Here is a 26,348-nt window from a genome sequence, read left to right on the forward strand (position 1 = left end):
CTTTTCTTAATGTCTTTATTAATTAAGTGGCTTATGCCGCAACAGTTTTGTTCTGAGCCTTTTCCCACAATTCACCTAGAGCACGCTTGTACTCAGTTGGAAGAACCTTCACAAAGCGACTGCGGGTATTTTCCCAATCAGCCAAGATTGCCTTAGCTCGCTCAGAGCCAGTGTGACGGAAATGAAGTTCAATCAAGCCCTTCAAAATTTGCTCGTCCGTCAAACGCTCACCGCCATCTTTGACATCGATAGGGGCATGCCATTCAGACTTCGGCATCTTGGCAATTTGCTCAGCAGAAGGCAGCACTTTTTCTAGCGTTGCCATGCTGGTATTGCAACGCTTATCGAACAATCCATCCTCGTCGTAAACGTAAGCAATGCCACCACTCATACCTGCAGCAAAGTTACGGCCTGTCGCGCCCAATACAACCACCGTTCCACCAGTCATGTACTCACAACCGTGGTCACCAGTGCCTTCAACAACTGTTGTAGCACCAGAGTTACGGACTGCGAAACGCTCACCAGCTACACCATTAAAGAAGGCTTCACCTGCAATTGCGCCGTAAAGAACGGTATTGCCAACGATGATGTTCTTAGCGGTATCTCCACGGAACTCATGAGGAGCACGAACAATCACACGCCCCCCTGATAAACCTTTACCAACGTAGTCATTGCCATCACCCACTAAATCCAATGTGATGCCACGCGCTAAAAAGGCTGCAAAGCTTTGACCAGCCGTGCCATTCAATTGAATATGAATCGTGTCATCCGGTAAACCTGCATGACCATAACGCTGGGCAACCTCTCCTGAAAGCATTGCGCCAACGGTACGGTTCACGTTCTTCACCGGAACAATGAAGGAAACCTTCTCGCCACGCTCTAATGCAGGCTCACTCTTCTCGATCAAGATATTGTCAAGCGCACTAGCTAGGCCATGATCTTGAGTTAACACTTGGTAACGTGGGACTTCGCTTGCTACTTGTGGTTCAGCAAATATCTTGCTGAAATCCAAGCCATGCACTTTCCAGTTTTCAATACCTTTACGGGTATCCAACAAATCAACGCGACCAATTAAGTCATCAAACTTACGAATGCCAAGTTGCGCCATGATCTCGCGAGCTTCTTCAGCGATAAAGAAGAAGAAATTCACCACATGCTCAGGTTTGCCGGAGAATTTCTTACGCAGTTCCGGATCTTGAGTTGCAACACCAACTGGGCAGGTATTCAAATGACACTTACGCATCATGATGCAACCCTCAACCACCAATGGCGCTGTCGCAAAACCAAACTCGTCTGCACCTAACAAAGCGCCAATCACTACGTCACGGCCTGTTTTCATCTGACCATCAGCCTGAACACGAATACGGCTGCGCAAACCATTGAGAACCAATGTTTGCTGGGTTTCAGCCAAGCCGAGCTCCCATGGGGAGCCGGCGTGCTTGATTGAAGACAATGGAGATGCACCAGTACCGCCATCATGACCAGCGATCACAACGTGGTCTGCCTTAGCTTTTGCCACACCAGCAGCAATAGTTCCAACACCGACCTCAGATACCAACTTCACAGAAACGTCAGCCTTTGGATTAACATTCTTCAAGTCATGAATCAATTGAGCAATATCCTCAATCGAATAAATATCATGGTGCGGAGGAGGAGAAATCAAACCAACACCCGGCACAGAGAAACGTAACTTACCGATGTAATCAGATACTTTTCCACCAGGCAACTGACCACCTTCACCAGGCTTAGCGCCTTGGGCCATTTTTATCTGAATCTGATCTGCAGAGCGTAAATACTCAGTAGTCACACCAAAACGACCAGAAGCAACCTGCTTAATTTTGGAGCGCAATGAGTCGCCATCCAACAATGGAATATTGGCTTCAACCACATCGCTACCCAAGATGCTAGCTAAAGTCTCGCCCTTCTTAATTGGAATGCCCTTGAGCTCGTTCACATAACGATTTGGATCTTCGCCACCCTCACCAGTATTAGACTTACCGCCAATACGGTTCATGGCGATTGCTAAAGTGGCATGGGCCTCTGTAGAAATCGAGCCCAAAGACATCGCGCCAGTTGCAAAACGTTTAACGATTTCTTTTGCAGATTCCACTTCATCCAATGGAATCGCTTTTGCTGGATCGAGCTTGAATTCAAACAAACCACGCAAAGTCATTTGACGCTTGGTTTGATCATTGATGATGTTGGCGTACTCTTTATAAGTCTGATAGCCCTTCTCAGCACCAATGCGTGTGGAGTGTTGCAACTTAGCAATCGTGTCTGGGGTCCACATATGATTCTCGCCACGAATACGGAAAGCATATTCGCCACCAGCATCAAGCATATTGGTTAAAACTGGATCGTTACCAAATGCAGCTGTATGCATACGTAAAGCTTCTTCAGCCACCTCAAATACCCCGATACCACCCACATTTGATGGGGTGCCTTTGAAGTACTGATCAATGATGTCGTGATTTAAACCAATCGCTTCAAAAATCTGTGAACCGGTGTAGGACATGTAAGTGGAGATGCCCATTTTGGACATGACCTTTTGCAGACCCTTGCCTACAGCTTTTACAAAGTTCTTCACTGCTTTTTCAGCAGATAAATCTCCAGACAATCCTTTAGCCATTTCAGCCAACGTTTCCATAGCGAGGTATGGATGAATGGCTTCTGCACCATAACCAGCCAAGAGTGCAAAGTGATGAGTCTCACGTGCACTGCCAGTTTCAACTACTAAGCCAACGCTGGTGCGCAAACCTTTTTGCACCAAATGCTGATGGATAGCAGAAGTTGCCAACAAAGCCGGAATGGCGACATGCTTCTCGTCAACCTGACGATCGCTCACGATCAAAATGTTGTAGCCAGAACGTACGGCATCTGCAGCTTCAGCACACAAAGAAGCTAAGCGAGCTTCAATACCAGCTTTGCCCCATGACGCTGGATAGCAAATATCCAATTCGTAAGAGCGGAACTTGCCGTTAGTGTAGTGACCAATGTGGCGAATCTTGGTGATGTCATCAAAATCCAAAATTGGCTGACTAACTTCTAAACGCATTGGCGGGTTAATGTTATTGGTATCTAATAGATTAGGCTTGGGCCCAATAAAAGAAACTAAAGACATCACCATATTCTCGCGAATAGAGTCGATTGGAGGATTAGTCACCTGTGCAAATAATTGCTTAAAGTAGTTATAGAGAGGCTTGTCCTTATTGGAAAGAACAGCCAATGGGCTGTCATTACCCATTGAACCAATAGCTTCTTCACCATTCATGGCCATTGGAGCCATCAAGAATTTAATGTCTTCTTGCGTATAACCAAATGCCTGTTGACGGTCTAATAATTTAGCTGCTGGACGAATAGTCGTTTTCTCGTCAATTAAGTCTGCCTTGCTGGCATCGACTTCATCTAACTTCACACGAACCGCATCGATCCAGCTCTTATATGGCTTGGCTTTAGAAACGGCATTCTTCAGTTCAACGTCATCAATGATGCGACCTTGCTCCATGTCGATCATAAACATCTTGCCTGGCTGCAAACGCCATTTTTGAACGATCTTGCTTTCAGGAATCGGCAACACACCTGCTTCAGAGCCCATGATGACCAAGTCATCGTCGGTTACGTAATAACGTGCTGGACGCAAACCATTGCGGTCCAAGGTTGCGCCAATTTGACGACCATCAGTAAATGCCATCGCCGCAGGTCCATCCCATGGCTCCATCATTGCCGCGTGATATTCGTAGAAGGCACGACGATTGTCATCCATCAATGCATGCTGTTCCCATGCCTCAGGAATCATCATCATCATGGCTTGAGCTAATGGGTAGCCAGACATCACCAGCAACTCCAAGCAGTTATCAAAGCACGCAGTGTCTGACTGACCTGGGTAAATCAATGGCCAGAGTTTTTGCAAATCATCGCCAAGCACTGGGGAGCTAATCGCGCCCTCACGTGCATTGACCCAATTGACGTTACCTTTAACAGTGTTGATCTCACCATTGTGCGCAATCATGCGATACGGATGCGCTAATTCCCATGCAGGGAAAGTATTAGTAGAGAAACGTTGATGCACTAAAGCAAGCGCGGATACAGTGCGCTTGTCTTGCAAGTCTTGGTAATAAGCACCGACTTGATTCGCCAACAGCAAACCCTTGTAAACAATGGTTCTAGCGGACATTGATGCAACGAAATATTCTTTACCGTGCTTCAAATGCAAATCTTGAATTGCATGACTTGCTGTTTTACGAATCACATACAACTTACGCTCGAGCGCATCGGTTGTCATGATGTCGCGGCCACGGCCAATAAAAATTTGACGGATAAATGGCTCGGTCATTTGCACTGTTGGTGACATCGGTAATTTCACATCTACCGGAACATCTCTCCAACCTAAGACTACCTGACCTTCTAGACGAACAGTGCGCTCTAATTCTTGTTCGCAAGCTAAACGTGAAGCATGCTCTTTCGGCAAGAAAATCATGCCAACGCCATACTCACCTAAGGGTGGCAAGGTCACGCCTTGCTTTGCCATTTCTTCGCGATACAAAGTATCTGGAATCTGAATCAAGATACCGGCACCATCACCCATTAGAGGATCGGCACCTACCGCTCCCCGGTGATCTAGATTCTCAAGAATCTGTAAACCCTGAGAAACGATCTCATGAGATTTCTTACCTTTAATATGTGCAACGAATCCTACGCCGCAAGCGTCATGCTCATTACTAGGGTCATATAAACCTTGAGCGATAGGGCGAAGATCTGTATTTAATTTTGTAGTCATAGTATTTCCGAGGGGCGACAAAGGCCTAATTACTTTTGGAGGATCCAATATAGGTGAATACCCACACCGATGCAATAGAAATAAAATGAGTCTGTCCCATTTATTTAGATGTCGCACCAATATGAATTCTATATATGGGGACAGAGTCGGAATACTCAATACCCTATTTGACGTACAGGGAAACTATTCATTACCTAAGTAACTGAATTTAAAGAATTAATTTTTCTAGGGCGCCCACGGTGGCGAATTAATGCAAGCTCTGGAGCGTCTTTAAAGAGCTTTTTGGCATAAATATCACTGACCCAAGGTTTGGATCGCAATAGAGATTCTGTGATTTGGCGGTCTTCCCAGTGAGGTGCGCCCTCTTTTACAAAGTTCGACCAGCTCATCTGCCTCTCAAAAGGGGTATTACCCAACCTCCAAAAATGCTGATGATCTACCAACCAAGGCTCTGCATTACCACCAACGTGGGTTACAAAACTCGTCCATGTAGAGCTTTGGGGGGTGGATTCATATCCAGATCTCACCGGATTGAGCTCTATATAACGCTGGCAGCGTAAAAAATAATCCGGGTCAATCAAAGACGAGCGATAGCGCCCCTCCCAAATAGTTCCAGAGCGGCGGTGCTGTTGATTGAAGTACTGGGCATAACGACGGCCAAGAGACTGCATTGTTTTAGCAAGCGAATCTTCGCTTTGGGGAGTCATGAGCAAATGCGCATGGTTAGGCATTAAAGCAAACGCATGCACAGCACAACCAAACTGCCTCGCTGCTTCACGCAACCACTCTAGATAAGTACGACGATCTTCATCGGCAAAGAAAATGGTTTCACGATTATTGCCGCGGACCATCACATGCATTGCTTGGCCTGGTATTACTGTGCGAGCTTGCCGTGCCATGTTGAAAACGAACTATTGCAGTTCGCGCACACCGCCGTTAGTAGAGAAGTCCGGGATAAACCAGTCACCATCAACTTGCGTTACACCGCTTGGGACTTCGCGGGAGATCTGAGGGCTATCTTTTAACGCAGTCGCCATATAAGAAATCCACATTGGCAAAGCAAGTCCGCCACCAGTCTCTCGATCCCCCAAACTCGCAGGCTTATCAAAGCCAATCCATGCAATCGCAACTACCTTAGGGTTATAGCCAGCAAACCAGGCATCGTGCGAATCATTCGTTGTGCCTGTTTTACCTGCAATGTCGCTTCGCCCCAACTTACCACGCGCAGAGGCTGCAGTACCCGTCTTGGTGACTTCTTGCAGCATGCTATCCATCACAAATGCAGTGCGCGCATCCAATACACGAGGCGCATCTTCACCCGCATGCGTAGGCTTTGCTTCGAACATGACGGTGCCTTTAGAGTCCACCATCTTGTCAATCAAGAATGGATCTACACGATAACCGCCATTGGCAAACACACTATAAGCAGAGGCCATCTGCAACGGCGTTACAGAACCCGCGCCCAAAGCCATTGTTAAGTAAGGGGGGTGCTTTTCTGGCTCAAAGCCAAAACGCTGAATATATTCTTGCGCATAAGAAGGGCCGATGGCGCGAATAATGCGAACCGAGACTAAGTTCTTTGATTTTGCCAAGGCATTGCGCAAGCGCATCATGCCGTCGTATTTACCATCGTAGTTTTTTGGCTCCCAAGCCTGACTACCAGTCTCCATACCGCCAATGGATAAAGGTGCATCGTTCACCATCGTGCTTGGGGTAAAGCCTTTTTCAATGGCGGCAGCATAGATAAAAGGCTTAAATGAGGAGCCGGGCTGACGCAATGCTTGCGTCACGTGATTGAACTGATTACGACGGAAATCAAAGCCGCCTACTAAGGACAAAATTGCACCGGTCTCTGCATTCATGGAGACAAAAGCAGCTTCAACTTGCGGGAGTTGAGCCAACTTCCAGACTCCCCCATCCGATAACAAACGAACTATAGCACCTGGGCGTAAGCGTTTTTTGGGCTGAGTACTATCAGTAATAGAGGCAGCCGCCAACTTCATGCCTTCACCTTTAATAGTGATGGTGTCACCAGTCGAAATCATGACTTGCATTTCTTTTGGCTTCACATCGAGCACGACACCAGACTGCAAATCATCTAACTGCGGGTAAGCAAGTAATGCCTCGTCAATCGCGCGCTGGCGTTTCACAGAGTCTTCAGGAAGATCGATAAAACCCTCTGGGCCACGATAAGCATGCCGTAAATCGTATTCAAAAATTCCACGTCGCACTGCTTTGTAAGCGGCATCTTGATCGGCCTTCAAGATGGTCGTATAGACTTCGATCCCTTGTGAATAGATTGCCTCGCCATACTGCGTGAAAAGTAATTGACGAACCATTTCAGCGGGGAAGTCAGCGCGAACCGCGAACTCATTGCCCAAGCCGCGAATATGCAATTCTTCAATCATCGCTTTTTGGTATTCCTCTGGCGTGATGTAACCCAGATCGCGCATGCGCTGAAGAATGTACTCTTGACGAATCTTGGCGCGGCGGTAGTTAGTCACTGGGTTATAAGCCGAAGGCGCCTTAGGCAGTCCAGCCAGCATTGCGGCTTGAGCAATGCTGATGTCCTTCAATTCAATGCCAAAGTAAATTTGCGCTGCGCTTGAGAAACCAAAAGCTCTTTGACCCAAGAAAATTTGGTTCATATAAATCTCTAAAATCTTGTCTTTAGTCAGTTGAGATTCAATCTCCCACGCCAAAAGAATTTCGTAAATCTTGCGGCTAAATGTCTTCTCGTTACTTAAGAAGAAATTTCTTGCCACCTGCATTGTGATGGTTGAAGCGCCCTGAGCCAAATGTCCGCGGAGATTGGCAACCCCCGCTCTAAGAACCCCAACGTAGTCAACCCCGCCATGGGAATAGAAACGATCGTCCTCTGTAGCAATAACGGCGTTTCGCATTGCCATCGGAATTTGATTTAGCGGGATGACTTTGCGACGCTCTTCACCAAACTCACCAATCAATACCTTGTCGGCGGTGTAAATCCGCAGAGGTGTTTTTGGGTTGTAATCAGTTAAAGCGGAAATTTTTGGCAAATTCGGCTTGGCAATTAAAAAAGCATAACCAAGGAGCAGTGATAGGGCTATCGCGCCTACAGCGGCAACAATGAGTAAAGCCTTTATTAGAGGACTTCCTAATGAATTTCTTGGCAAGCCAGGCTCAACTCGTGAATTCCGAGGGCGTCTATCGGATGGACGAATGGGGCGCTGATTCAGCGGCGGCTTGTCTTTTGGAGGTAAGGCCATATGTCCAAATTATAGGGCGCTTAGGCAAATTCCTTAAAAGCTCCAAAACCCCCGTCCGGCCCATAGACAAGATCTAATTTCTGACGGTGGGTTCAATCTAGGCTGATGGATTTTCAGCACCCAAAACAGAAGAATATGGGAATGCCTGCGCGCCATATTTCCAGCCAATCTTTTGATGAAATTCTGAGTGATCTCGGCGATGATCCAGCCATCCCCGACCCCCATGGAATACGCAAGCCCCCTCCCCAACAAGGCGCACCCCATAGAGCTCCAAGCGAAGGCAAAAGCAATCCCTTTACGGAGTCCTTAAATCCTATTCAGATCCGCAATTCACTCCAAGGAATTGCACTTCCAATCGCCTTGATTGGCGTCTTGCTGGCAGCAATTATGGGATTTTTTGTGACCTACACCTCACTGAATAAGCAATCCCAAGATGCTTTGGAGGCATCCCAACAACAGCTTTCGGAATTGAAAAAAGAGATACTATTAACGCGCGATCAAATTAACCAAAATCAGGATGAGCTATATATAGCAATTGATGAAATAGAAGTAAGTATTCACTCTTTAAATGAAAGAAAGACTGAAACAAGAGCCCCGAACAGGCCGCAAGCACCAACCCATGAGTCGGAGCTACACCGCTGGCGCTACCTTGGCACATCCCAAATAGGCAATGCCCAGCAAGCCTATTTTCATACAGGGAAAAGCCATCTTGCCTTTGAGAAGGGGGCGCAGGTTTTAGGGGAATGGCGCCTAAGTTCTATCGAAAAATCACTAGTGACCCTAATGCATCCCCAAGGCAAATCTGTGGTTCTGAGGGCTTCAAAAAGCGAATGAAGCTCAGCCTAAATAACCCCCAGAAATACTTCAAACTGCTCACCTGTTGGTTAGCTGTATTGATGCTTTTATCCAGCAATACAGCAATGAGTAATACGCCTTCACAAAATCATTTCATGACCCCTATTAGCCTGCAATTTACCGATATTGAATTAACTGAACTTTTAGAAACTATGGCGAAATTGGGTAATACCAATTTCTTATTAAGCGAATCCATTAAGGGGAAGATCTCTATAGACCTTAGAAATACACCCTGGCAAACAGCCCTTCACTCCATTCTGGCGAGCCGCGGCTTACGACTGGTGCGCAACGGAGAAATCTACTGGATTGGGCCTCACGCAGAAATCCAAGCCTTTCAGAAGTTCCGGCGTGAAGATGCCGCCCTTCCTTTTGGTGGAGACCACATTAATAGTCCAAGGCAAATCCTCATAGAAGCTCGAATAGTTGAGGCTGATGAACGCTTTGCCCGTGAGCTAGGGGTCAAGCTGGGATATCAAGCTAATGGTGTTGGGGATAAAGCAGATCAAAAATTGATTGGCAGCATGGATCTGGGTGGCGCTGGTTTGAGTGGTTTTAATCCAGCAACCATGGCCGCAACCTTAGTCTCGAGAAATGGGAGCCGTATTCTGCAGGCAGAACTATCTGCGCTTGAATCTGAAGGTCAGGGAAAGATTCTTTCCAACCCTCGCATCATGACTGGCGACCAAGTAAAGGCAACCATTGAGCAAGGCACAGAACTGCCCTATCAAACCTCGAATCAAAATGGCAGCAAGTTGCAATTTAGAAAGGCAAACCTTCGTCTAGAGGTTTTGCCAAAAATCCATCCAGACGGAAAGATATCAATGCTAGTGGGCATTAATAAGGACACTGTAGGCATGAAAACAGAACAGGGATATGCCATTGACACCAAAAGCCTGAGCTCAGAGGTCACCGTTGAAAATGGCGGGACAGCCATCATTGGCGGCATTTTCCAAACTACCGAACGGGAAGACGAAGTCAAAATCCCACTCTTAGGCGATATACCCCTCATTGGTCATTTTTTTCGCCATAAATCTAAATTACAAGATAAAACCGAGCTACTTGTCTTTTTAACTCCGACCGTTCTCGACAAACCCTAATAAAATCGGAGGGTGAACTCCTCGACAAACAATATCTTTCTAATCGGCCTCATGGGCGCTGGGAAGTCGACCGTCGGTAAAGTCTTGGCAAAAAAATTAGGTCGTCGCTTTCTAGATGCCGACCATGTCATTGAAGAGCGCTGTGGCGTAAAAATCCCGGTCATCTTTGAAATGGAAGGTGAGGAAGGATTTCGCAAAAGAGAGACGCAAGCCATCCGTGAAATTACTGCCGAGCAAGATATTATTTTGGCAACCGGCGGTGGCGCTGTTCTCTCACCAGAAAATCGGCAGGCATTAAGTGAAGGTGGCACCGTGATTTATCTTCACGCAAACCCAATTGAACTTTGGCATCGCACCAAAGGTGGCGAGGGTCGCCCCTTATTAAAAAATGGGGATGCCAAAAAGATTTTAGAAAACCTGTATGCCGTTCGCGATCCTTTGTATCGTCAAATCGCTGACCATGTGATTGAGACTGGCAAGCCCAGCGTTAATCAACTAGTCAACACCTTAATCATGCAGCTTGAACTTTCCGCTTAAATACATTGGCACTATGATGAAAACACTTGAAGTTGATCTTGGCAATCGCAGTTACCCAATTTATATTGGCAAAGATCTGATTGATCAAGCAAGCTTATTTAAGGCCTGCGAAAAAGCAACTTCTATTTACATCGTAAGTAACACTACTGTTGCTCCTCTCTATGCCGAGCGCCTGACTGAAACGCTCAGCACTTTTGGGAAGCCTGTTAGAACAATTGTTCTACCTGATGGCGAGTCATATAAAGACTGGAAAAATCTGCAGTTGATTTTTGATGACCTTTTAAAATTTGGCGCTGATCGCCATACCATGTTGGTTGCTTTGGGTGGTGGCGTAATAGGCGATATGACTGGATTTGCTGCCGCTAGCTTTATGCGCGGCATTCGCTTTATCCAAGTTCCCACTACCTTGCTTGCTCAGGTGGACTCTTCCGTTGGGGGCAAGACTGGTATCAATCATCCGCTAGGTAAAAATATGATTGGTGCCTTTCATCAGCCGGCCGCTGTGATTGCCGATCTAAATACTTTAAAGACTCTACCTCCGAGAGAGCTGTCTGCTGGTCTTGCTGAAGTTGTAAAGCATGGTGCTATTGCCGATGCCCAATTCTTAGATTGGATTGAATCCAATGCAGCACCACTGCTTGCCTGCGACACAGAAGCAATGGGGCATGCCGTTTTACGTTCCTGTGAAATTAAATCGGCAGTGGTTTCTGCCGATGAAAGAGAGGGCGGTATCCGTGCAACTCTCAATTTTGGTCATACCTTTGGTCACGCAATTGAAGCGGGTATGGGCTACGGAGAATGGTTACATGGTGAAGCTGTTGGATGCGGCATGGTGATGGGAGCAGATCTATCGCGTCGACTCAATTACATTAGCGACGCTGATGTTCAGCGCCTCACCAAAATCATCCAATCTATGAATTTACCCATTACACCGCCAAAGTTTGGTGCGGGGCGCTATATGGAGCTCATGCAAGTTGATAAAAAAACTGAGGGTGGGCAAATCCGTTACGTCGTTTTAGAAAAAATTGGTAAAGCCCAGATTAAAAGCGTAGCGGATGCGCAAGTGATTGAAACTCTAATTGCTACTGGCGCAGCTTAAATCAAGCCAATTTTGAGTGCTTGACCAGCTTGAGCGCTCGCAAACTCAGTCAAGTCGCTCAATAACTCTTTCCCTGTCTTGGTATCCAGCCACAAGGGTTGTGCCATCGTGCCAGCCCAGCGATAGTGATAACCGCCAGATTTGGCAGCAACCCAAATCTCATGCAAAGGTGGTTGGGTATTGATCACAATGACACTTTTATCCTTAAAACGAATATTGATCACATTCCCACCCTGGCGCTCGATATCCAAGTCAAGATCCAACGCATCATCAGCAGCCTCCAATGCCACCTCTATAGATTGCAATAAATTGCTTCCTAGCTGATAAAACTGCTTGTCATCAATGGTTTCTACGCCTGGATTATTTGGATTCATACCGGAGTCCTGCATGCTATATTCAATCATTCGTTTTAGAGACATTCATGATAGCGATTCTTAATAGAACCCTCTGCTTTAGCCTTCTAATATCCCTTTTTGGGTGTGGGGTAAGGGGACCTCTATATATGCCAAATGTGCCGCCAGTTCCGCCTGCTCCTTCAGAGCCAGAACCCAAAGGCAAGCTATACCCACCTCAAACCTCTGCTAGCCCAAGCAACTCTTCATCGGCCAAGTAATGACAAGCAAAGCAATTCCCCTTCCTAAGTTATCTGGGTTTACTGAACGCGATGGCAATTGGTACGCCGAAGAAATTCCGCTCGCAGATTTAGCACAAGAATTTGGTACGCCGCTGTATATCTATAGCAAAAAAGCATTGACTGAAGCCTACCAGGCCTACGATAAGGCCTGTGTTGATGGCAGTGGTAAACGTCGTGCTCGCGTGCACTACGCCATGAAAGCCAATAGCAATTTAGCGGTGATTGATTGCTTTAAAAAACTGGGCGCCGGATTCGACTTAGTGAGTGGCGGTGAGTTAGCTCGTGCATTAGCAATTGGCGCAGATCCAAAGAGCTTGGTATTTGCCGGCGTAGGTAAATCTGCCGCCGAGATCGCCACTGCCCTCAAGGCTGGCGTCAAATGCATCAACGTAGAATCGATTGCTGAACTACACAAAATTAATCGCGTAGCCACTGAACTCAATTGCCGCGCCCCAATTTCTTTGCGTGTTAATCCTGATGTAGATGCACAAACCCATCCCTATATTTCTACTGGACTTAAGGGCAATAAATTTGGTATCGCCTATCACGAGGTTTTAAAAACCTATCGCGAAGCATCGCAACTCTCTCAAATTGATGTTGTGGGTATTGATTGTCATATTGGTTCACAGATCACTACTACCGCCCCCTATTTAGACGCGCTGGATAAAGTCTTAGATCTTGTCGCGCAGTTAAAGAAGGAAGGCATTGTCATTCACCATCTTGATCTCGGTGGTGGTCTTGGCATTTCTTATAGCGATGAAACTCCGCCAGACATTACTGACTTTACGAACACCCTGTTGAATCGAGTGGCTGAGCGTGGTTTTGGTCACCTAGACGTTGTGCTTGAGCCAGGCAGATCATTGGTGGGCAATGCTGGCGTGTTACTAACCACCGTGGAGTATTTAAAGCCTGGCGCTGAAAAGAACTTCTGCATTGTTGATGCCGCTATGACCGAACTGATGCGCCCCGCCCTATATGAAGCACATCATGGAATAGTGCCCGTACAAAAGAAGGTAGCAAAAGCATTGACCTATGACATCGTTGGTCCTGTTTGCGAATCTGGCGACTGGCTGGGAAGAGATCGCCATCTTGCAGTAGAAGAGGGTGACCTTCTGGCTATTCTGTCTGCTGGCGCTTATGGTTTTGTAATGGCGTCCAACTACAACACACGCCCTAAACCTGCAGAGATTATGGTTGACGGAAAAAATGCTTACGTGATTCGTGCCCGTGAAAAAACTACTGACTTGTTTTCATCGGAAACAGTTTTGCCAAATTAATAATCCGCAAAAGTTTTAGACAATAAAAAACCCCGCTGAAGTAGCGGGGTTTTTTGTTTTAATGCTTTAGCTTATTAATGCAAACCTGCGATGTAATCGGCCACCGCTTTCATTTCTTTATCCGAAAGCTTTGAAGCAATCGTTGTCATTTGACTACTATTGGTGCGCACGCCTTCACGGAACGCTAGCAACTGGGCATTACTGTATTCAGCCCATTGACCACCTAGGAGCGGGTACTGAGCAGGAATACCAGCGCCAGTTGGGCTGTGGCAGGCAGCACAAGCTGGAACGCCTTTTGCTGCAATACCGCCACGATAAATACTTTGGCCTAATGCGATTGTTTCTTTATCTTGAGCAACACCCTGGGAGATTGGCTGCTTAGATAAAAAAGCGGAGATATTTTGCATATCTTCTTGAGTCAAAGTGGCGGCCATACCCATCATGATTGGATTTGCGCGAGTGCCTTCTTTAAAGTTTTTCAACTGCTTTGTGAGGTATGCAGCATGCTGTGCGGAAAGCTTTGGCCATGTACCAATCGCACTTTGACCTTTAGGGCCATGGCAAGTGATACAGGCGGTTACGCCACGAGTTGCATCACCATTTGAATACAGTGCTTCACCCGCGGCCGGATCAACCTTAGGTTTACCTGGAACTTCTGCTTTAGCTTCTGGAGCGGCTGCCATAGGAGCAGCATCGGCAGCAAAAGCTGCACCAGATACGCCGATCAGAGCGAAAATGGAGAGAACCGCAAAACCAGCCCGTAAGCTAGTTAATTTGGAGATTTGAGAGGTTTGACGCATTATGTTTACCTTGGCAAAAATTCCTAAAAGTGTTTGGGCCCTGCATTTACAACCTTTTACCCAACACCATGAGATATTTCATGATTTTGCGTGATTTTACAATAGCTTCTGGACATGTCTAAACTCTTTCAAGCCCGATTCGCCACTACAGTCAATGATACCCATTGTCTGCCTGCCACCCCGCTGCGAGAGGTGGCCTTCGCCGGCCGCTCAAATGCGGGCAAATCTAGCGCCCTTAACATCCTTTGCAACCAAAAAAGGCTAGCTTTTGCCAGTAAAACGCCTGGACGCACCCAACATATCAACTATTTCGGTGTTTTTGCAAAAGATGACCTGCTGGCTTATTTGGTTGACTTACCAGGCTATGGTTATGCAGCAGTCAATCACGAGACCAAATACCACTGGAATGCCCTTCTAAGTGACTATCTACAAGAGCGGGAGCAGTTAGTAGGCATGATCCTGATTGTGGACTCTAGACGCGGAATAACCGACCTGGATGAGCAAATGATTCAATGGTTTGTACCTACCGGCAAACCAATTCATGTTTTGCTGAGTAAGTGCGACAAATTGAATAAAAGCGAGTGTAAGCATGCTCTTGAGGCGGTCACTAAGCGACTGCAGCAGTATGACCCAGACCTACCGGATGGAACAGGTGACTCCAAGCAACTTACGGCACAATTATTTTCAAGCACCAAACGGATTGGCCTAGAAGAGGCAGATAATTTAATTATTAAATGGCTATTTGAAGCAGAAACTCATGAAGATGAAATCACCAGCTAACTCATTGCTTAATTTTCCTGGACATCGTCCTCGCCGCATGCGTCGTGATGATTGGTCACGTCGCCTCATGCAAGAGAACAATGTTTCGGCCAATGATTTAATCTACCCCGTCTTTCTACTTGAAGGTCAAGGCAAATCCGAAGCAGTTGCCTCTATGCCTGGTGTTAACCGCCTTTCATTAGACTTACTCATGTCGGTCGCTCAAGAATGTGTAGATTTAGGCATTCCGGTACTTGCGCTTTTTCCTGTCATTGATGCGGCGTTAAAAACGCCCGATGGCAAGGAGGCCTTTAATCCAAAAGGGCTTATTCCTACGGCTGTTCGCGAACTCAAAAAACGTTTCCCCAATTTAGGCATCATGACTGATGTAGCACTTGATCCATATACAAGCCATGGTCAAGATGGCGTGCTCGATGAGCAAGGTCGTATTCTGAATGATGAAACAACCGCGATCTTAGTTCAGCAAGCGCTCACACAAGCAGAAGCTGGTGTTGATATTGTTGCACCATCAGACATGATGGATGGGCGCATCGGAAAAATTCGTGAAGCGCTCGAGCAAAAGAATTTAATTCACACCCGAATCATGGCTTACTCAGCTAAATATGCCTCTGCCTTTTATGGCCCCTTTAGAGATGCAGTTGGTTCTGCAAAAAACCTAGGTAAGGCCGATAAAAAAACATATCAAATGGATTGCGCCAATAGCGACGAGGCTTTGCGGGAGGTTGCTCTTGATATCAGCGAAGGAGCAGATATGGTCATGGTGAAGCCCGGTATGCCTTATTTGGATATCGTGCGTCGCGTCCGTGAAGAGTTTGACTACCCCACCTATGCCTATCAAGTAAGCGGTGAATATGCCATGCTCAAGGCTGCCGCACAAAATGGCTGGCTAGATCACGATGCTGTGATGATGGAATCGCTGCTCGCATTTAAACGCGCAGGTGCTGATGGTATTTTGACTTACTTTGCACTCGAAGCAGCGCGCCTACTTAAAAGAAACGCAGCAGGCAAATAAAAAACAAATTTGATTTTTTATTGAGTGCTTGCTGCTTGTTTTAATCGTTCAATAAAACGCTGGGGTGGCATGTAGCCAATCACACGTTGGTCTTTTAGCTCTTCTGAATTTTGATTAAAGATCAGAATTCCTGGGGGACCAAATAAACCGAAGCGCTTCAGTAATACCTGGTTCTCCGGGCTGTTTGCAGTAACGTCCGCTTGCAATAAGACAAACTGTTTTAGCTCTTTACTTACCTCTGGATTTGTAAAGGTACTTACTTCCATCTCCTTACAGCTAATACACCAGTCCGCATAAAAATCTAGGAGGACCGCTTTCTTCTCCTCTTTGGCTTTGCTTAATTGCGCATCCAACTCCGCAGGCGAATGAATCACCACAAAAGATAAATCACCTACTTGATGAATACTCTGGCCATTGACTGTTTTTGTGGTTCCCGCAAGATCATTTTTCTGGATCAATGGCGAGGCAATCCATACTGCCGTGGCGACCAGAAGAACTCCCAAGGTACGCTGCAAATAAACCATCCAAATACCCGTGGATGGAATCAGAATACGGGCCTCAATCGCAATAAAAAATAGTGGCAAACCCATTCCTAGGGCCATTACAAAAAGGAGTCCTGCGCCTAGGCTCATAGAGCCGGTTTGCGCAATAAAGGCCAAAACGCCCGCTAGGGGCGCAGTAATACAGGGGCTGGCCACTAAAGTAGAAATACCCCCCAAAGCAAAAGCGCCAAACACATTGCCGCCCTTTTGACGCCCTGCCAACCGATCTACATGGTGATGCCATGATTGCGGCAACCGAAGGTCATATAAGCCAAATAAACTGCCTGAAAGGGCTAAAAGTAATAGGGCAAAAGCAGCTAATGCGAAGGGACTCTGCAAAGCCCGCTGTACGCTCCCACCAAGGGCTGCCATAAGCACTCCTGCCAAGGCGTATACCAATGCCATACCAAAAACATAGGCCAGCGCTAAGATGCTGGCACGCCCCTTGGTTACAGCCTTACCGTCTTGAGTGCCAAAGATAACGCTCGACAAAATAGGCAACATGGGAAGGACGCAGGGTGTAAAAGCGAGCGCAAGCCCCAATACAAAGAAAGCTAGCAATAAATAAGCAGTTGAAGTGCTTTCTAAAAAGCGAGCAATAGCATTGACGTCATCACGCTCACGCCATAAATCAGCCAAGCTGAATTCGCCACTAGCCTGGGGGCTAGATAAAGGCATGCCATCTAAAGCATCTGGAATAGGGGCTACTTTAACCCCGGGACCTGCGAGTAAAAATTTCAGGGTCATAGGTGGATAGCAAATGCCTGCCTCCGCGCAACCTTGCAGTGTTACAGCTGCATGGATCGGCTTGCCATCGGCAGGCTTTATATCTAAAAGTACTAGGAAGGATTCTTTATAAACTTGCAGTTTTTTCTGAAAAGTCTCATCAAACTTCACCACACCCGTTGGCAATGAAGGCCTTATATTGATTAGCTTCTCGGCCTGCGTGCCCGCTTGAAACTTTAAAGATTCTTGATAGATGTAATAGCCTTTAGTGGGCAAAAATTCCAGCTCCACTTGATTGGAATTTTCCAACCAAGTAGCCTCCACTCGGAACGCTTTCTCTGGGGGCAAGAAATCCGGCGCAGCAAAAACTTGCGCGGACAGGAATAAAAATAGGGCAAAGATCTTTGCTACAAAGGAATGCATTCTCATGACTTCGAATTTACCTCAGACTGTACCCACTTGCCGTATTGCTTTTCATATTGCTCTGGAAAAAAGGCCAATATTTCTGGTAAGTCATAAGGATGCGCGCTTTGAATAAAGGCTGAAATTTCAGACCACTTTGATTCAGTCGTTTTTGCAGAAAGCAATACTTCATGCTCCTCGCAAACTTTACCCTCCCAGCGATAAATCGATTGAATGCCGTTTGTAAGCTGCACACAAGCGGCGAATTTTCTCTCCACCAAGGCTCTTGCCAAGGCTGTGGCAGCCTCCAGATTGGGAAGACTCGTAAGCACTACCAAAAGCTTACTGGAATTGGCTGGAGAGTTTTCAGACATTGTGTATTTATAACCTGATAAATGAAAAAAGCCAGACCGAAGCCTGGCTTTTTACCGTAACACCGAGACTTAAGCCTCTTCAGTTACTGCTGTTTCTTCAACTTCTGGGCGATCTACCAACTCAACCAAAGCCATTGGTGCATTGTCGCCATGACGGAAGCCAAACTTCAAAATACGAAGGTAGCCACCTGGACGTGTTGCGTAACGTGGGCCGAGCTCTGTGAAGAGTTTAGCTACGATATCGCGATCACGTGTGCGATTGAATGCTAAGCGACGGTTTGCTAAGTTGTCTTTTTTACCTAAGGTAATCAAGGGCTCAACAACCATGCGCAATTCTTTTGCTTTTGGCAAAGTCGTTTTAATGACTTCGTGCTCCAAAAGTGAATTGGACATGTTGCGCAGCATCGCTAGGCGATGTGATGATGTTCTGTTTAGTTTGCGTAAGCCGTTTCCGTGACGCATGATGCTTCCTTTCTAATTATTTCTCGAGGTTCGCTGGAGGCCAGCTTTCGAGTTTCATGCCAAGACTTAAGCCACGAGCAGCCAATACATCTTTGATTTCATTCAAAGATTTGCGACCCAGATTAGGCGTCTTCAACAATTCATTCTCAGTACGTTGAATCAAGTCACCGATGTAGTAAATGTTCTCAGCCTTCAAGCAGTTTGCAGAGCGAACTGTGAGCTCGAGATCATCAACCGGACGCATCAACATTGGATCAACCATTGATGAGCGGCTTGGTGCTAAATCACCAGAAACTTCGCTGCTCTCAAGAGCCGCGAATACAACCAATTGATCAACCAAGATGCTAGCTGCTTGACGAATTGCTTCTTCAGGAGACAACACACCGTTAGTTTCAATCGTCATTACTAAACGATCGAGGTCGGTACGTTGCTCAACACGAGCAGACTCAACAGCATAGCTAACACGACTTACAGGGCTGAATGAGGCATCCAACACAATACGACCAATGATCTTAGTAGCTTCGTCGCTGTACTGACGAACGTTACCAGGTACATAACCACGGCCTTTTTCAACCTTGATCTGCATGTCCAACTTACCACCCGCTGACAAGTGAGCGATCACATGATCAGGGTTCATGATTTCTACATCATGTGGCAAGTCGATATCTTTTGCTGTAACAACGCCTGGGCCTTCTTTACGCAAATTGATAGTAACTTCATCACGTGACTGCAACTTAAATACGATACCTTTGAGGTTCAACAAGAGGTTTACTACGTCCTCTTGAACTCCATCTAATGTGGAGTACTCATGAACAACACCGGCAATAGCTACTTCAGTTGGCGCATAACCAACCATCGAGGACAAGAGTACGCGACGTAATGCATTTCCGAGTGTGTGGCCATAGCCACGCTCGAACGGCTCCATAACAACCTTAGCTTGGTTGGCGGTAAGCGCTTCAACAGAAATAATCTTTGGCTTGAGCAAATTTGTTTGCATATTTTTTCCTTGAGAGTGCCTAATTAGCGTGAATACAATTCGACGATCAAACTTTCATTAATTTCACCGCTAATATCTTCACGGTCAGGCACTTGCTTAAATGTTCCCTCGAGCTTAGCTGCGTCAACTGAAACCCAAGTAACGGCTGCCATTTGTCCAACCAAATTGAGTGATTCTGTAATACGTGCTTGCTTCTTCGCTTTTTCACGAATCGCAACTACATCACCAGGCTTAACCTGAATTGATGGAATATTGACAGGGCTACCATTAAGCAAAATTGCACAGTGAGAAACCAACTGACGTGCTTCAGCGCGTGTAGAGCCAAAACCCATGCGATACACCACGTTGTCTAAACGTGACTCAAGTAACTGGAGCAATGTTTCGCCAGTGTTGCCCTTACGACGCTCAGCTTCTGCGAAGTAACGACGGAATTGACGCTCTAATACGCCGTAGATACGCTTAACCTTTTGCTTTTCACGCAATTGATTACCGTAATCAGATGTTCTTGAGCCAGATGTACGGCCATGTTGACCAGGCTTAGTATCTAACTTGCACTTGTCTGACAGGGCGCGACGAGCGCTCTTTAAAAATAAATCGGTACCTTCCCGACGTGCTAATTTGGCCTTAGGCCCTAAGTAACGTGCCACGATGCTTTCCTTTCTTTGCCGCAGTCTTACGACCGACGGTGAGTTCGCCTTTTAAAACAGGCGAACAGTGGGCTTTAATAAAAAACTACTGAAACTGTTGTACTGCCAACTTCCAAGCTTAAATACGACGACGCTTAGGAGGACGGCAACCATTATGTGGAACTGGAGTTACGTCTTGAATCTCAGTGATCTTGATACCTAATGAGTTCAATGCACGAACTGCTGATTCACGACCTGGGCCTGGGCCTTTGATCTGAACTTCCAAGTTCTTGATGCCGCATTCAACAGCTGCTTTACCAGCAACTTCTGCAGCTACCTGAGCAGCAAAAGGTGTTGATTTACGTGAGCCCTTGAAACCCTGGCCGCCAGAAGTTGCCCATGAAAGCGCATTTCCCTGACGATCAGTGATCGTAATAATGGTGTTATTAAAAGAAGCGTGAACGTGTGCAATACCGTCAGCAACGTTCTTTTTAACCTTCTTACGAGCGCGCTGTGAAGCGGCGGAAGCGGATTGTTGTTTTGCCATGTCAATAAACTTTCTTGATTATTTCTTGAGTTGCACACCAGACTTGCGTGGGCCCTTGCGGGTACGCGCATTAGTCTTAGTACGTTGACCACGTACAGGCAAGCCCTTACGATGACGAACACCGCGGTAGCAACCTAAGTCCATCAAACGCTTGATGCTCATAGTTACTTCACGACGAAGGTCACCTTCGGTAATGAATTTACCTACTTCATCGCGCAACTTTTCCAAGTCAGCGTCAGTAAGGTCTTTAACTTTTTTATTGATTGCAACACCTGTGGTTTGACAAATTTTGTTAGCACGAGTTGTGCCAATGCCAAAAATAGCTGTTAAACCGATAACAGTATGTTGATGATTTGGGATGTTTACCCCAGCGATACGTGCCATGAGATTTCCTCTTAATTAACCAGATCAGCCTTGACGCTGCTTATGACGTGCGTCTGAAGAACAGATCACGCGAACAACGCGTTTGCGCTTAATGATCTTGCAATTTCTGCAAATACACTTAACGGATGCTAAAACTTTCATAACTCACCTCTAAAAAAATTGGTACTTCTTAATCTTTACTTCGCACGGAAAATGATTCTGGCGCGCGTTAGGTCGTAAGGAGTCATCTCCACCGTCACCTTGTCTCCCGGCAAAATACGGATGTAATGCATCCGCATCTTTCCGGAAATGTGCCCTAGAACCACATGTCCGTTTTCCAGCTTTACGCGAAACATCGCGTTCGGCAAATTCTCTACAACTTCTCCCGCCATCTGAATTACATCGTCTTTAGACATTCAGTTAAGCGCCCATCTTAAAGTTGGCTTTCTTCATCAAAGAGCCGTACTGCTGCTGCATCACGAATGACTGGACTTGAGCCATGAAATCCATTGCAACAACAACAATAATCAACAATGAAGTACCGCCGAAATAGAACGGCACGTTGTACTTCAATACTAAGAATTCTGGCAACAAGCAAACCAAAACCATATAAATTGCACCGGCCAAAGTTAAGCGCACCAAGATCTTATCGATATAACGCGCTGTTTGGTCGCCCGGACGAATACCAGGAACAAATGCGCCACTCTTCTTCAAGTTCTCAGCAGTTTCACGGCTGTTAAACACCAATGCGGTATAGAAGAAGCAGAAGAAAATAATCGCAGCTGCGTACAAAATCGTATACACAGGTTGACCGGGAGCTAAAGTCGCTGCTAAGTCTTTAATAATTCTGCTGAACATATTGGTTGGCTCACCTGATGTAAACCAGCCAGCAATCGTTGCGGGGAACAAAATAATCGATGAAGCAAAAATCGGAGGAATAACACCTGCCATGTTTAACTTCAATGGGAAGTAAGAAGATTGGCCGCCGTAAATCTTATTACCAACTTGACGCTTGGCGTAGTTCACCAAGATCCGGCGCTGACCACGCTCTACAAACACCACAAAATAAGTTACCGCTACTACGATCACAACGATCAAGAGAGCAGAAATAATATTCATTGAGCCAGTACGTACCAACTCTAACAAGCTTGCCAATGCATTTGGTAAACCAGAAACAATACCGCCAAAAATGATGATGGAGATACCATTACCCAAGCCACGCTCAGTAATTTGCTCACCCAACCACATTAAGAACATTGTGCCTGTTACCAAAGTAACTACTGTATTCAATTCAAACATCAAACCTGGGTTAATCACTAAACCTGGTTGAGCCTGCAAAGCAACGGAAATACCTAATGCTTGGAATGTAGCCAAGAATACAGTGCCGTAGCGCGTGTACTGAGTAATCTTCCGTTGACCTGCTTGGCCTTCTTTTTTCAAAGACTCTAGAGAAGGCACAACAATCGTCATTAACTGCATGATGATCGATGCAGAAATGTACGGCATGATTCCCAAAGCAAATACCGTGAAGCGAGATAAGGCGCCACCAGAGAACAAGTTGAACATTCCCAAGATGCCGTCTTTTTGACCAGAAAACAACTGTGCCAATTGATCTGGATCGATTCCAGGGACTGGAATATGAGCACCCAAACGGAACACGAGCAAAGCCAACACCAGAAAGACTAAGCGTTGGCGTAATTCGCCAAACTTACCACCTGTTGCTGCAGTGCTTGCGTTATTGGTAGGTGCTAATGCCATATCTACTAAAAGACCTATTAAACTAATTCAACCAATTTGCCGCCGGCTGCTTCGATAGCTGCTTTTGCGCCGGCAGTTGCTGTAATACCCTTGAGGGTTACAGCAATCTTGAGTTCGCCAGTCTTGATAACCTTAACTGCATTGATTTGCTCACCAGCAAAGCCGTGTGCCTTCAATACCAATAAGTCCACTTCTGGCAAATTGATTTTTGCTAAATCGTTCAATGTAATTTGACCAACGTGACGACGTGTCAAAGACACGAAACCGCGTTTAGGCAAACGACGATACATAGGCATCTGACCGCCTTCAAATCCAACCTTGTGGAAACCACCAGAACGGGATTTTTGACCTTTGTGACCACGGCCAGCAGTTTTACCAAGACCAGAACCAATGCCGCGTCCAACGCGACGACGGTTTTTCTTGGAGCCTTCTGCAGGTTTAATTGTGTTGAGTTGCATATTCTTCGCCTATTTACTTGCTAGTTATTAGCCAACGACTTTAACTAGATAAGAAACTTTATTAATCATGCCGCGAACAGCTGGAGTGTCTTCCAATTCAGAAACTGAATTGATGCGACGAAGGCCTAAGCCTCGTACAGTTGCACGGTGGCTTTCGCGTGTACCGATCAAGCTGCGTACTAATTGCAGTTTGACTTTGGAGTTAGTTGTTGTCATTTGTAGATTCCTAATTTTTGGTCTTAGCCGAGAATCTCTTCAACTGACTTACCGCGCTTAGCAGCAATCTCAGCAGGAGTACTCATTTTGCTCAAACCATCAATGGTTGCACGAACCAAGTTGTATGGGTTTGTAGAGCCAAGTGACTTAGCAACCACGTTTGTTACGCCCATTACGTCGAAAATTGCGCGCATTGGGCCACCAGCGATAATTCCAGTACCGTCTTTAGCTGGAGAAATCAAAACGCGTGATGCGCCATGTTGGCCAGTAACAGTGTGCTGCAAAGTACCTTTACGCAAAGTTACCTTGATCATCTTGCGACGAGCTTCGTCCATTGCTTTTTGAACTGCAACTGGAACTTCTTTTGATTTGCCTTTACCCATGCCGATGCGGCCATCGCCATCGCCAACTACAGTGAGTGCAGCGAAGCCGAGAATACGACCACCCTTAACCACTTTAGTTACACGATTAACAGCAATCATCTTCTCGCGAAGACCATCATCACGCTCTTCGTTTTGCATCTTAGTTTGCATTTTTGCCATGTTTTTTCCTAAACCCTATTAGAACTTCAGGCCGGCTTCACGCGCAGCTTCAGCTAAGGCCTTAATACGGCCGTGGTAACGATGACCGGAGCGATCAAATGCAACATCAACAATGCCTGCCTTAACAGCACGCTCAGCAACTAACTTGCCGATTTGTTTTGCCGCTTCAGCGTTGCCGCCGTTTTTGATTGCTTGGCGCAAATCTTTTTCCATTGTTGAAGCAGCTGCTACAACTTTGGTTCCGCATGGGCTATAAACCTGGGCAGAAATATGAGTATTGCTACGGATAACTGTTAAGCGATTTGCCAAAGCTTCGGCAATGCGAATACGAGTCTGCCTAGCGCGTCTTTGTCTGGATTCGTCTTTATTCATTTTTTAATCTCGCTTACTTCTTCTTAGTTTCTTTCAGATGCACAACCTCATCCACGTAGCGAACGCCTTTGCCTTTGTATGGCTCTGGTGAACGGTATGCGCGAACTTCAGCTGCGACCTGGCCAACTTGCTGCTTGTTGGAACCTTTGATAATGATTTCAGTTTGAGTTGGAGTCTCAGCCTTCACACCCTTTGGCAGGTTGTAAATAATGTCGTGTGAGAAACCTAACTGCAATTTCAATGTTTCGCCTTGAGCAGCAGCACGATAACCAACGCCTACCAAGCTGAGCTTGCGCTCAAAGCCAGCAGTTACGCCAACAACCATGTTGTTAACCAAAGCACGGGCTGTACCTGACTGTGCACCAGCTTCTGGTGAGTCGTTATTTAAAACAACTGTCAATACGCCATCTTCTTGTTTCAAACCAACAGAAGGATGCAAGTTGTGTGTCAAAGTACCCAATGGGCCTTTAACAGTAACGTTTGCACCGTTGATGCTGATTTCAGCGCCCTTGGGAACTGTAATTGGTGATTTACCTACGCGGGACATATTTCGCTCCTTAAGCTACGTAGCAAATAACTTCGCCGCCCACGCCTGTTGCACGTGCTTTACGGTCTGTCATTACACCTTGAGGGGTTGAAATAATTGCAATGCCCAAGCCATTCATTACCTCTGGAATGTCATGACGGCCTTTATAGATACGTAGACTTGGTGTTGATACACGGTCAATACGCTCAATAACAGGACGGCCTGCATAATATTTGAGATCGATGTGGAGCACTGGCTTAGCTGCTTCACCTTTGATTTCAAAACTTTCGATATAGCCTTCATCTTGCAAAACTTTTGCGATGGCTACTTTTACTTTTGACGACGGCATCAAGACTACGGGTTTCTGCACTGCTTGCGCATTGCGGATCCTTGTCAACATGTCGGCGATTGGATCGCTGATACTCATGAGTTCTCCTAATTCTTTCGCCGCTTACCAGCTGGCCTTGGTTAAACCGGGGATTTCGCCACGGAAGGCGATTTCACGAATCTTGCTACGAGCCAAACCGAATTTACGGAATGTGCCACGTGGTCGACCGGTTAATGAACAACGATTTCTTTGACGAATCGGGCTTGCGTTACGTGGAAGTGCCTGTAGCTTCAAGCGAGCTTCATAGCGCTCTTCATCGCTGCGTGACTGATCAGCAATGATCGCTTTGAGTTCGGCACGCTTTACAGCGTACTTCTCTACAGTTTTTGCGCGCTTATTCTCGCGCTCAATTAGGGATAGTTTTGCCACGTTAGCCTCTTAATTGCGGAAAGGGAATTTGAATGCTGCCAACAAAGCTTTTGCTTCTTCGTCGGTTTTAGCAGTCGTCGTAATACTGATATTGAGACCGCGGAGGGCATCAATCTTGTCGTATTCGATTTCAGGGAAAATGATTTGTTCTTTAACGCCGATGTTGTAGTTACCACGGCCGTCAAATGCTTTACCAGAGATACCGCGGAAGTCACGTACTCGTGGCAATGCAACAGTAACGAAACGATCCAAGAATTCGTACATGCGTGCACCACGCAATGTCACCATGGCACCGATTGGGTAGCCTTGACGAATTTTGAAACCTGCAATCGCTTTTTTGGCTTTAGTTACAACTGGCTTTTGGCCCGCAACTTTAGTTAAATCGCCAACTGCATTTTCGATAATTTTCTTATCGTTCACTGCATCACCCAAGCCCATGTTCAGGGTAACTTTGGTGATACGTGGAACTTCCATTACAGATTTGTAACCAAATTTGGCGATCAAATCTGCAACAACTTTAGCTTGATAGTGTTCTTGAAAACGTGTGCTCATAATTTCTCCGTG

The 26,348-nt window shown here is 46.2% G+C and carries 31 protein-coding genes; 8 read left to right on the forward strand and 23 right to left on the reverse strand.

The window, feature by feature from the left end:
• Positions 1–31: 31 nt before the first annotated feature.
• The 3 genes from ICN34_RS02615 to ICN34_RS02625 form a co-directional block, all read right to left on the reverse strand.
• Positions 32–4,777, reverse strand: coding sequence for a glutamate synthase-related protein (locus tag ICN34_RS02615; RefSeq protein WP_216120685.1), 4,746 nt, complete (start codon positions 4,775–4,777; stop codon positions 32–34).
• 194 nt (positions 4,778–4,971) lie between these two features.
• Entirely contained in the window at positions 4,972–5,676 is a 705-nt protein-coding gene (locus tag ICN34_RS02620; protein WP_216120687.1) for a transposase, read from the reverse strand.
• Positions 5,677–5,688: 12 nt separating this feature from the next.
• Positions 5,689–8,025: a penicillin-binding protein 1A gene (locus ICN34_RS02625; protein ID WP_072582083.1), complete on the reverse strand. Its 2,337-nt coding sequence runs from the start codon at positions 8,023–8,025 to the stop codon at positions 5,689–5,691.
• Between the two features lie 105 nt (positions 8,026–8,130).
• Here ICN34_RS02625 and ICN34_RS02630 point away from each other — a divergent pair, with 105 nt between their 5' ends.
• The 4 genes from ICN34_RS02630 to aroB are packed head-to-tail and all read left to right on the forward strand — an operon-like array spanning position 8,131 to position 11,613.
• A complete protein-coding gene (locus ICN34_RS02630; RefSeq protein ID WP_216120688.1) occupies positions 8,131–8,859 on the forward strand; it encodes a YhcB family protein in 729 nt (242 codons plus the stop codon).
• Positions 8,856–9,977, forward strand: a complete 1,122-nt coding sequence (locus ICN34_RS02635) for a secretin and TonB N-terminal domain-containing protein (RefSeq protein ID WP_255538556.1) — start codon at positions 8,856–8,858, stop codon at positions 9,975–9,977. Before ICN34_RS02630 ends, ICN34_RS02635 begins: the two co-directional genes overlap by 4 nt.
• Positions 9,978–9,989: 12 nt before the next feature.
• Entirely contained in the window at positions 9,990–10,514 is a 525-nt protein-coding gene (locus tag ICN34_RS02640) for a shikimate kinase (RefSeq protein ID WP_072582081.1), read from the forward strand.
• A 16-nt stretch (positions 10,515–10,530) separates the two neighbouring features.
• Positions 10,531–11,613 carry a 3-dehydroquinate synthase gene (gene aroB, locus ICN34_RS02645; protein ID WP_255538566.1) on the forward strand — a complete coding sequence of 361 codons (1,083 nt, stop codon included), beginning with the start codon at positions 10,531–10,533 and terminating at the stop codon, positions 11,611–11,613.
• On the opposite strand, the gene cyaY is transcribed toward aroB, so the two are convergent.
• Positions 11,610–12,017 (reverse strand): iron donor protein CyaY, encoded by a 408-nt coding sequence (cyaY, locus tag ICN34_RS02650; RefSeq protein WP_255538557.1) that lies wholly within the window; start codon positions 12,015–12,017, stop codon positions 11,610–11,612. The two genes, aroB and cyaY, sit on opposite strands and share 4 nt — an antisense overlap.
• A gap of 17 nt (positions 12,018–12,034) precedes the next feature.
• Between cyaY and ICN34_RS02655 the strand changes: the two genes are divergently transcribed.
• The gene (locus ICN34_RS02655; RefSeq protein WP_072582079.1) at positions 12,035–12,226 is read left to right on the forward strand and encodes a lipoprotein; all 192 of its coding nucleotides are present in this window, start codon (positions 12,035–12,037) and stop codon (positions 12,224–12,226) included.
• Positions 12,226–13,524, forward strand: coding sequence for a diaminopimelate decarboxylase (lysA, locus tag ICN34_RS02660; RefSeq protein WP_216120692.1), 1,299 nt, complete (start codon positions 12,226–12,228; stop codon positions 13,522–13,524). Before ICN34_RS02655 ends, lysA begins: the two co-directional genes overlap by 1 nt.
• A 74-nt stretch (positions 13,525–13,598) precedes the next feature.
• Here lysA and ICN34_RS02665 read toward each other — a convergent pair whose 3' ends face one another.
• A complete protein-coding gene (locus ICN34_RS02665; RefSeq protein ID WP_083564188.1) occupies positions 13,599–14,324 on the reverse strand; it encodes a cytochrome c in 726 nt (241 codons plus the stop codon).
• 114 nt (positions 14,325–14,438) lie between these two features.
• Here ICN34_RS02665 and yihA point away from each other — a divergent pair, with 114 nt between their 5' ends.
• A complete protein-coding gene (yihA, locus tag ICN34_RS02670; RefSeq protein WP_216120694.1) occupies positions 14,439–15,104 on the forward strand; it encodes a ribosome biogenesis GTP-binding protein YihA/YsxC in 666 nt (221 codons plus the stop codon).
• Positions 15,082–16,116 (forward strand): porphobilinogen synthase, encoded by a 1,035-nt coding sequence (gene hemB / locus ICN34_RS02675; protein ID WP_072582076.1) that lies wholly within the window; start codon positions 15,082–15,084, stop codon positions 16,114–16,116. Before yihA ends, hemB begins: the two co-directional genes overlap by 23 nt.
• Positions 16,117–16,133: 17 nt before the next feature.
• Here the strand turns inward: hemB and dsbD are convergent, their stop codons facing one another.
• The 18 genes from dsbD to rplE all read right to left on the reverse strand — a co-directional run bounded on the left by dsbD (position 16,134) and on the right by rplE (position 26,336).
• Positions 16,134–17,813 (reverse strand): protein-disulfide reductase DsbD, encoded by a 1,680-nt coding sequence (gene dsbD, locus ICN34_RS02680; protein ID WP_072582075.1) that lies wholly within the window; start codon positions 17,811–17,813, stop codon positions 16,134–16,136.
• Positions 17,810–18,160 carry a divalent-cation tolerance protein CutA gene (gene cutA / locus ICN34_RS02685; RefSeq protein WP_072582074.1) on the reverse strand — a complete coding sequence of 117 codons (351 nt, stop codon included), beginning with the start codon at positions 18,158–18,160 and terminating at the stop codon, positions 17,810–17,812. The genes dsbD and cutA overlap by 4 nt, the downstream gene beginning before the upstream one ends.
• A 69-nt stretch (positions 18,161–18,229) precedes the next feature.
• Complete coding sequence (gene rplQ / locus ICN34_RS02690; protein ID WP_072582073.1) at positions 18,230–18,622, reverse strand: 50S ribosomal protein L17; 393 nt, start codon at positions 18,620–18,622, stop codon at positions 18,230–18,232.
• Positions 18,623–18,638: 16 nt separating this feature from the next.
• Complete coding sequence (gene rpoA, locus ICN34_RS02695; RefSeq protein WP_215321281.1) at positions 18,639–19,619, reverse strand: DNA-directed RNA polymerase subunit alpha; 981 nt, start codon at positions 19,617–19,619, stop codon at positions 18,639–18,641.
• A 23-nt stretch (positions 19,620–19,642) separates the two neighbouring features.
• A complete protein-coding gene (rpsD, locus tag ICN34_RS02700; protein WP_011901924.1) occupies positions 19,643–20,266 on the reverse strand; it encodes a 30S ribosomal protein S4 in 624 nt (207 codons plus the stop codon).
• A gap of 118 nt (positions 20,267–20,384) precedes the next feature.
• Positions 20,385–20,792: a 30S ribosomal protein S11 gene (gene rpsK / locus ICN34_RS02705; protein WP_011901923.1), complete on the reverse strand. Its 408-nt coding sequence runs from the start codon at positions 20,790–20,792 to the stop codon at positions 20,385–20,387.
• Positions 20,793–20,810: 18 nt separating this feature from the next.
• Positions 20,811–21,176, reverse strand: coding sequence for a 30S ribosomal protein S13 (rpsM, locus tag ICN34_RS02710; RefSeq protein ID WP_071464450.1), 366 nt, complete (start codon positions 21,174–21,176; stop codon positions 20,811–20,813).
• A gap of 24 nt (positions 21,177–21,200) precedes the next feature.
• On the reverse strand, positions 21,201–21,317 hold the full coding sequence (gene rpmJ, locus ICN34_RS02715) for a 50S ribosomal protein L36 (protein ID WP_012357167.1): 117 nt from the start codon (positions 21,315–21,317) through the stop codon (positions 21,201–21,203).
• A 35-nt stretch (positions 21,318–21,352) separates the two neighbouring features.
• Entirely contained in the window at positions 21,353–21,571 is a 219-nt protein-coding gene (gene infA / locus ICN34_RS02720) for a translation initiation factor IF-1 (RefSeq protein ID WP_068320132.1), read from the reverse strand.
• A 4-nt stretch (positions 21,572–21,575) separates the two neighbouring features.
• Complete coding sequence (secY, locus tag ICN34_RS02725) at positions 21,576–22,913, reverse strand: preprotein translocase subunit SecY (RefSeq protein ID WP_072582070.1); 1,338 nt, start codon at positions 22,911–22,913, stop codon at positions 21,576–21,578.
• Positions 22,914–22,930: 17 nt separating this feature from the next.
• Positions 22,931–23,371 carry a 50S ribosomal protein L15 gene (gene rplO / locus ICN34_RS02730; protein ID WP_071464448.1) on the reverse strand — a complete coding sequence of 147 codons (441 nt, stop codon included), beginning with the start codon at positions 23,369–23,371 and terminating at the stop codon, positions 22,931–22,933.
• 27 nt (positions 23,372–23,398) lie between these two features.
• The gene (gene rpmD, locus ICN34_RS02735; protein ID WP_046329387.1) at positions 23,399–23,587 is read right to left on the reverse strand and encodes a 50S ribosomal protein L30; all 189 of its coding nucleotides are present in this window, start codon (positions 23,585–23,587) and stop codon (positions 23,399–23,401) included.
• Positions 23,588–23,610: 23 nt separating this feature from the next.
• Positions 23,611–24,129 (reverse strand): 30S ribosomal protein S5, encoded by a 519-nt coding sequence (gene rpsE / locus ICN34_RS02740; protein ID WP_011901917.1) that lies wholly within the window; start codon positions 24,127–24,129, stop codon positions 23,611–23,613.
• 18 nt (positions 24,130–24,147) lie between these two features.
• Positions 24,148–24,501, reverse strand: a complete 354-nt coding sequence (gene rplR, locus ICN34_RS02745) for a 50S ribosomal protein L18 (protein ID WP_046329386.1) — start codon at positions 24,499–24,501, stop codon at positions 24,148–24,150.
• A 13-nt stretch (positions 24,502–24,514) separates the two neighbouring features.
• Positions 24,515–25,048, reverse strand: coding sequence for a 50S ribosomal protein L6 (gene rplF, locus ICN34_RS02750; protein ID WP_071464447.1), 534 nt, complete (start codon positions 25,046–25,048; stop codon positions 24,515–24,517).
• A 10-nt stretch (positions 25,049–25,058) separates the two neighbouring features.
• Positions 25,059–25,454, reverse strand: a complete 396-nt coding sequence (gene rpsH, locus ICN34_RS02755) for a 30S ribosomal protein S8 (RefSeq protein ID WP_011901914.1) — start codon at positions 25,452–25,454, stop codon at positions 25,059–25,061.
• A gap of 24 nt (positions 25,455–25,478) precedes the next feature.
• A complete protein-coding gene (rpsN, locus tag ICN34_RS02760) occupies positions 25,479–25,784 on the reverse strand; it encodes a 30S ribosomal protein S14 (protein ID WP_011901913.1) in 306 nt (101 codons plus the stop codon).
• A gap of 9 nt (positions 25,785–25,793) precedes the next feature.
• On the reverse strand, positions 25,794–26,336 hold the full coding sequence (gene rplE / locus ICN34_RS02765; protein WP_046329383.1) for a 50S ribosomal protein L5: 543 nt from the start codon (positions 26,334–26,336) through the stop codon (positions 25,794–25,796).
• Positions 26,337–26,348: the final 12 nt, after the last annotated feature.

This window comes from Polynucleobacter sp. Tro8-14-1 (assembly GCF_018881655.1).
In the GTDB taxonomy this organism is placed as follows: Bacteria; Pseudomonadota; Gammaproteobacteria; order Burkholderiales; family Burkholderiaceae; genus Polynucleobacter.